Annotated in this window: 7 protein-coding genes and 1 pseudogene; 1 reads left to right on the forward strand and 7 read right to left on the reverse strand. The window is 69.5% G+C overall.

What is annotated here, in order from left to right:
* Nucleotides 1-1258 (forward strand): annotated as a pseudogene (locus A9X03_RS15690) (hypothetical protein); the annotation flags it as partial.
* Here the strand turns inward: A9X03_RS15690 and A9X03_RS15695 are convergent.
* From A9X03_RS15695 to lon, 7 genes are all read right to left on the reverse strand, one after another.
* A complete protein-coding gene (locus tag A9X03_RS15695) occupies nucleotides 1255-1980 on the reverse strand; it encodes a DUF72 domain-containing protein (protein ID WP_068261771.1) in 726 nt (241 codons plus the stop codon). The pseudogene A9X03_RS15690 and the gene A9X03_RS15695 overlap by 4 nt on opposite strands.
* Nucleotides 1977-2612 (reverse strand): endonuclease, encoded by a 636-nt coding sequence (locus A9X03_RS15700; protein WP_067889939.1) that lies wholly within the window; start codon nucleotides 2610-2612, stop codon nucleotides 1977-1979. The genes A9X03_RS15695 and A9X03_RS15700 overlap by 4 nt, the downstream gene beginning before the upstream one ends.
* A 43-nt stretch (nucleotides 2613-2655) precedes the next feature.
* Complete coding sequence (locus tag A9X03_RS15705) at nucleotides 2656-2988, reverse strand: TfoX/Sxy family protein (RefSeq protein ID WP_068261775.1); 333 nt, start codon at nucleotides 2986-2988, stop codon at nucleotides 2656-2658.
* Between the two features lie 8 nt (nucleotides 2989-2996).
* Nucleotides 2997-3374 (reverse strand): nitroreductase family deazaflavin-dependent oxidoreductase, encoded by a 378-nt coding sequence (locus tag A9X03_RS15710; protein WP_067760789.1) that lies wholly within the window; start codon nucleotides 3372-3374, stop codon nucleotides 2997-2999.
* Between the two features lie 94 nt (nucleotides 3375-3468).
* Entirely contained in the window at nucleotides 3469-3954 is a 486-nt protein-coding gene (locus A9X03_RS30305; RefSeq protein ID WP_068261778.1) for a hypothetical protein, read from the reverse strand.
* 161 nt (nucleotides 3955-4115) lie between these two features.
* Entirely contained in the window at nucleotides 4116-4604 is a 489-nt protein-coding gene (locus A9X03_RS15720) for a hypothetical protein (protein WP_068261781.1), read from the reverse strand.
* A 66-nt stretch (nucleotides 4605-4670) separates the two neighbouring features.
* On the reverse strand, nucleotides 4671-6168 hold a 1498-nt coding region (gene lon / locus A9X03_RS15725), incomplete at its 5' end, for an endopeptidase La (RefSeq protein WP_068261784.1).

The following is a 6168-nucleotide window of genomic DNA, read 5'->3' on the forward strand; positions in this document are numbered from 1 at the left end:
GGCGCCCGAGGGCGTCGAGGGCGAATTCGACGACCGGATCGACCCCCGCTTCCCGATCTTCAGTGCGGGCAACCTCGCCGAGGCGCTGCCCGGGCCGCTCACCCCCATCACGCTGGACGTCCAGCTGAACGGACTGCGCACGGCGAATCGCATGCTGGGCCACGTTCTGGCGCTCGGCGGCGTGGTCGGCGACGAGTGGGCAAACCGGGCCATCGCCGTGTTCGGTCACCGGCCCTACGTCGGGGTGTCGGTCAACATGGTCGCCGCCGCGCAGCTGCCCGGCTGGGACCAGGACGCCGTCGCCCGGGACGCGCTGGTGGGCCGGCCGCATGTGGGGGACCCCCTGCCGTTCGGGGAGCCCGCGCTGGCCGGCGGGGCCCTGGGGTCGATCGCCAAAGCCGTCGTCGCGGGCCGGTCGCTGGCGCTCCTGCGCCATCTCAAGTCCGACACCCGCGCTTACTGCGCGGCCGCCGAAACCGAACACCTCGACGCGGCGCAGCTGGCGTCGCTGCCCGATGCCGGCCTGGAGGTTCGGATCGGCTTGCTGCGTGACCGCATTCATCAGGGCTGGATCCTGACCGCGTTATGGCTGATCGACAGCGGTATCACCGCGGCAGCGCTGGAGCGGAGCAACGCGGCGCGCGGTGTGCCCGGGGTGGGCATGATCATGGAAAGCAGCATCGTGGCGTCCGAAACGGCCCAGCTGGCCGCCGTGCTGCGGGCCGACCCGCCGCTGTGTGCGCTGGCCCAGGAGGGCAACCTCGCCAGCATCCGCGCGTTGTCTCCCACGACCGCGGCCGCCGTGGACGCGACCGTCGCCCGCATCGCGCATCGCGGGCCCGGTGAGGCGGAGCTGGCCAGCCGAACGTACGCCGACGACCCGACGATGCTGCTGACGGCCGCTGGGGAAGTCGCCGTGGCCGCCGCCGCGTCGACCGAGCCGGCGTCGCCGACGCTGGCCCAGCGGCTCACCACCAACGCCCGCGACTCCCGCGAGCTCGCTCATGACGCCACCCTGCGCTTCACCCATCAGCTTCGAATCACGTTGCGGGAGTTGGGTTCTCGCCGAGCCGCCGCGGACCTTTTCGACGTAGCCGAGGACGTGTACTACCTGACCTGTGACGAGCTGGTCAGCATGCCCGGCGACGCCCGGTTGCGGATCAAACGTCGCCGCGCCGAGCGGGACCGGTTGCAGGCGCAGCGCCCGCCCGAGGTCATCGACGGGGCGTGGGCCCCCGTCGACCAGATCTCCGATTAACCCAGCAGTTCGCGCAGGTACAGCGCGTTGCGCACCGCGTGGCCGCCCAGGTCGTTGTTGAAATACATCCACACGTCTTTGCCGTCGTCGCTCCACGCGATGATTCGCTCCGCCCACTCCCGCAGCTGGTCGTTGGAGTAGGAGCCGGCATAGATCGCGTCCTGATCCGGACCGTGCATGCGCACGTACACCAGATCGGTGGTGGCGCGCGGCACGGACGCCAGTCCGGCGCCGCTCATCACCACGTAGGCGGCGCGGCGCCGTTCCAGCAACTCGTAGACGCCCTCGTGGTTCCAGGACGGGTGGCGCAGCTCGACGGCCACCCGGATCGACTCCGGCACGGCCTCCAGAAAGGCGTCCAGGCGCGCGTCGTCGCGCTGCTGCTCGGGGTGCAGCTGCACGAGTAGCACCCCGCGGCGATCACCGAGCAGTTCCCAACAACGCTCGAAGCGCTCGATCCACGTGCCGAACGACGCCAGGCGACGGTAGTGCGTCAGTCCTCGATGCGCCTTGACGGACATCTTGAAGCCGTCCGGCAGCTTGTCGCGCCATCCCGCGAAGGTCGTATCCTTCGGCCACCGATAGAAGCTCGCGTTCAGCTCGACGGTGTCGAACACCTCGACGTAGCGCGCCAGCCGGCGCGCGGCGGGCAGGCCCGGCGGGTACAGCACGTCCGCCCAATGGTTGTACGACCACCCGGAGGTACCGATGCGGACGGTCAACCGGTCACCTGCCGACGCACGCCGTCGTCCAGCGACACCCTGATGAGCGCGGCGGCGAGCCTCGCATTGGCCTGCGGCGCAAGGGCTCCCAGCCTTGCCGGTTGTGCGGGCAGACCCAGTTGCTTGGCCGCGGCGGTGGCGCGGTCGTCGAAATACGGCCGCAGCCAGGTCCAGACGTCCTGCACCTCGCGCAAGAAGATGTCGGCGCCGGTGTCCCCAATTCCCTTGAACTGCTTGAGCAATCGTTTCGCCGAGGGGGCGTCGTGTTGGCTGCGTTCGGCCAGCGCGCGCAGATCGCCGGAATATTCGTCGCGCACGCGCTGGGCCATGTCGGTGAGCCGGGTGGCCGAACTTTCGTCGTAGCGCACGTAGTGGGCCCGGCCGAAGGCGTCGATCATGGTCTGCCGGTCGGCGTCCAGCACGGCCGCGGGGGTGCGCAGACCCGCCTCGAACAGCTCCCGCCCGGCCGCCATGGCGATGGCGGCATCGATCGGCTTGCTGGCCAGCATGCACACCACCAGCAGCTGAAATAACGGCATCGGCTTGTCGCCGAGCTTGATTCGCGCCTCGGCCGCGTAGGTGGTGCCGGCGACGTCGAGCAGTCGTCGCACCAGTCGCTCGCGGTTCGGCATACCCGACCACGTACCCGCACCGGGTGTCAGCAAACCGCGCCGGTCACTTGCCGGGCAGGCTGCGCGCGTAGCCGACGCCGCGCGTCACCCAGCTCTGCAGCTGGCGTTTGGTGCGCACACCTGCGGCGTCCACCCGCACCCAGCCGCGGACGTCGCGGCCTGCCATCACCATGGGGCTGACGTGGTCTCGCTGCAGCACTTTGTCGAGGTCGTCCTTCGGGACCCTGACCAGCAGACCGCCCTGGCCGCTGACCGCCACGGACATGTTGCCGTTGACCAGGAACGCAAGGCCGCCGAACATGCGCTTCTCCTCGATGCCGTGCTCGGAGGCCACGAGCTCGCGGATTTCGTTCGCCAGGTCTTCGTCGTAGGCCATGCGGCGCGTCAGTCCAGATCCACCCGAATGGTCAGCAAGTCGCTGCCCATCAGGCGCACCACCGCGCTGTTGAGCCGCGGCAGGTCACCCAGCCGGCGCAGGGGGTCGTCGTCGGGCAGTAGATGCGCGGTGCCGCTGCGCCATTGGCCGCCGATGCGCACCCGAACGGCGGGATTGGCCTTGATGTTGCGGACGTAGTCGGAGTGTTCGCCGTGTTCGGAGACCATCCAGAACTGATTGCCGACCAGGCGCCCGCCGACGGCGGTGCGCCGCGGCCTGCCGCTCTTGCGGCCGGTGGTTTCCAAGCTGATCCCGGGCATTTGCCGGCCCACCGGGTTGACGAGCAACCGCTGCACGCGGTGGACCACTTGGCGTTTGAGACTCACGGGTCCATTCAACGCCGAGCGTGCCGCCGCTGTCACCGTGCAACGAAACAGCCGCCCCCTTTCGGGGGCGGCTGCACGTCGTAGCTACCGGACTTTAACGCGGAGAGCCGACGTTTCCGCCGACGCTGCCGCCGGCGTTGGCACCGCCGACGGGTGTGTACGCCTGGAACCCGGTAGACGTCTGGACGCCCCACTGACCGAGGTCAGGGTTGAACACGACCGGAAGCTGGGCTCCGTCCGGGTCACCCACTGGCGGGACCCAGGTGGCCGGTAGGCCGTAGCGGCCCGGGTCGTTGTAGTGCCCCGGCGGCGGGAAGTTGTCGTGTCCCGGGGGAAGCGGGCTACCAGGCACGTTGCAGTTGACGCCCGGCGCGCCGGGGTTACAGATCGGCTGTCCCGGCACATGCTGGCCCGGCAGGTCATCCCGGTCGCCGCCCGGGACGTTCGGACCCGGAATGCCCGGATTCGGCACATTCGGGCCATCCGGGCCGGCTTGTGCGATGCCGGCGCCGATGCCGAGCGCCGCGGACGTAATGGTTCCGGCCATGATTGTGCCGGCTGTGATTTTGCTCAGATTCATCAGTGAACCCCCTTGTCGAGCAGTTTGGCTGCCTGAACAGCAGCTGAACCAATTGACTTGGTGATTCGCTCACCCCACCGCCCTCATCGGGCAGTCGAACCTCCAACCCCGCAGATACCCGGGTGTCGGACGTCGAAAACCTCTTCGCCGTATTGCTGGCCTCACGCAGGCCGGGGGGCGGGAACGCCGACGGCGCGCAACACCCATTCACGCGGGACCGAGAAACTCAGCGACCGACGGGGGAGGGTGGTCAGCACCGGCTCCGGAATCGCCGTCTTGTAGTGCAGCGACAGCTGACCCGAGAAGGTGGGATCGACCTGGCCGACGTCGACGTTGACCGCTATTCCGGTCGACGAGATCTCGGCTCCAACCGGGCCCTCCTGCGGAGCATCCCAGCGCTGGTCGATGGCCCGCCCGGCGAGCTTGGGCACCGTGGACAGCGTGCCGAGCACCCGCTGGGAGGTGAGCACGAGGGAGCCGACGTAACTGCGGACGCTGCCCTTGGAAACGAGCCCCGGCACCGAGCCGCCGAACCGGAAGGTGACGGGGACGTATTCGGCCAGCAGGAGGATCCCCTCCGGTTCGACCTCTGCTCTCATGTCGGCGGGAAGGTTGCCAATGCGTAGCAACCTTCGCAAGATCACGGCCATTCACGGACCTTAACGCGGTTGGCCGGGATGCGCGCGAGTTTGCTGCGCATCCCGGCCAAGCTCAGCTCAAGCGGCGACCGTCGCGGTCTGCGCGACCGGTTCCAGCGCCTGAGCAACGATGTCGGCGACATCGGTCATCGGCCGCACGTTGAGCGCGCCGAGCACCTCGGCCGGCACGTCATCCAGATCCGGCTCGTTGCGCGACGGGATGAAGACGGTCGAGAGGCCGGCCCGCTGGGCCGCCAGCAACTTCTGCTTCACGCCGCCTATGGGCAACACCCGGCCGTTCAGCGTGACCTCGCCGGTCATGCCGACATCTGAGCGGACCTGCCGTCCGGTGGCCATCGACACCAGGGCGGTCACCATGGTGACGCCGGCCGACGGGCCGTCCTTGGGCACCGCGCCGGCGGGCACGTGGACGTGAATGCGCCGGTCCAGGGCCTTGGGGTCGACGCCCAGCTCGGTGGCGTGGGAGCGCACGTAGGACAGCGCGATCTGCGCCGACTCCTTCATCACGTCACCCAACTGACCGGTGAGCTGCAAGCCCGCCTCGCCGTCCGTTGCGCCGGCTTCGATGTAGAGCACGTCGCCGCCCAGGCCCGTGACGGCCAGGCCGGTGGCCACGCCCGGCACGGCCGTGCGTTCGGCCGATTCCGGGGTGAACCGCGGACGACCCAGGTAGTCGACCAGATCCGGCTCGTCGATCGTGATCGGCTCGGGGGCCTCGGCCAGCTTGGTGGTCACCTTGCGGAGTGCCTTGGCCAGCAGCCGCTCGAACTGCCGCACGCCGGGCTCCCGCGTGTAATCGGCGGCGATCTTGCGCAACGCGGCGTCGGTCAGCGTCACCTCGTCCTCGGTCAGCGCCGCCCGCTCCCGCTGCCGTGGCAGCAGGTAGTCCCGCGCGATGGCGACCTTGTCGTCCTCGGTGTAGCCGTCGATCTGCACCAGCTCCATGCGGTCCAGCAGGGCCGACGGGATGTTCTCGATCACGTTGGCGGTGGCCAGGAACACCACATCGGACAGGTCCAGGTCCAGATCCAGGTAGTGGTCGCGGAACGTGTGGTTCTGCGCCGGGTCGAGCACCTCGAGCAGCGCAGCGCTCGGGTCGCCCCGATAGTCGGATCCGACCTTGTCGATTTCGTCCAGCAGCACAACGGGATTCATGGTCCCGGCCTCGCCGATCGCCCGCACGATCCGGCCCGGCAGCGCGCCCACATAGGTGCGGCGGTGTCCGCGGATCTCGGCCTCGTCGCGCACACCGCCCAGGGCGACGCGCACGAACTTGCGGCCCAGCGCCCTGGCGACGCTCTCGCCCAGCGACGTCTTGCCGACGCCGGGGGGACCGGCCAGCACCATCACCGCGCCGGAGCCGCGGCCGCCGACCACCTGCAGTCCGCGCTGAGCGCGGCGGGCCCGCACGGCCAGGTACTCGACGATGCGGTCTTTGACGTCGTCCAGCCCGTGGTGGTCGGCGTCCAGAACGCCGCGCGCGGCCTTCAGATCCGTCGAGTCCTCGGTCCTGACGTTCCAGGGCAGGTCGAGCACGGTGTCCAGCCAGGTGCGG

Origin of the sequence: Mycobacterium sp. E1715, assembly GCF_001667625.1 — a bacterium.
In the GTDB taxonomy this organism is placed as follows: Bacteria; Actinomycetota; Actinomycetes; order Mycobacteriales; family Mycobacteriaceae; genus Mycobacterium.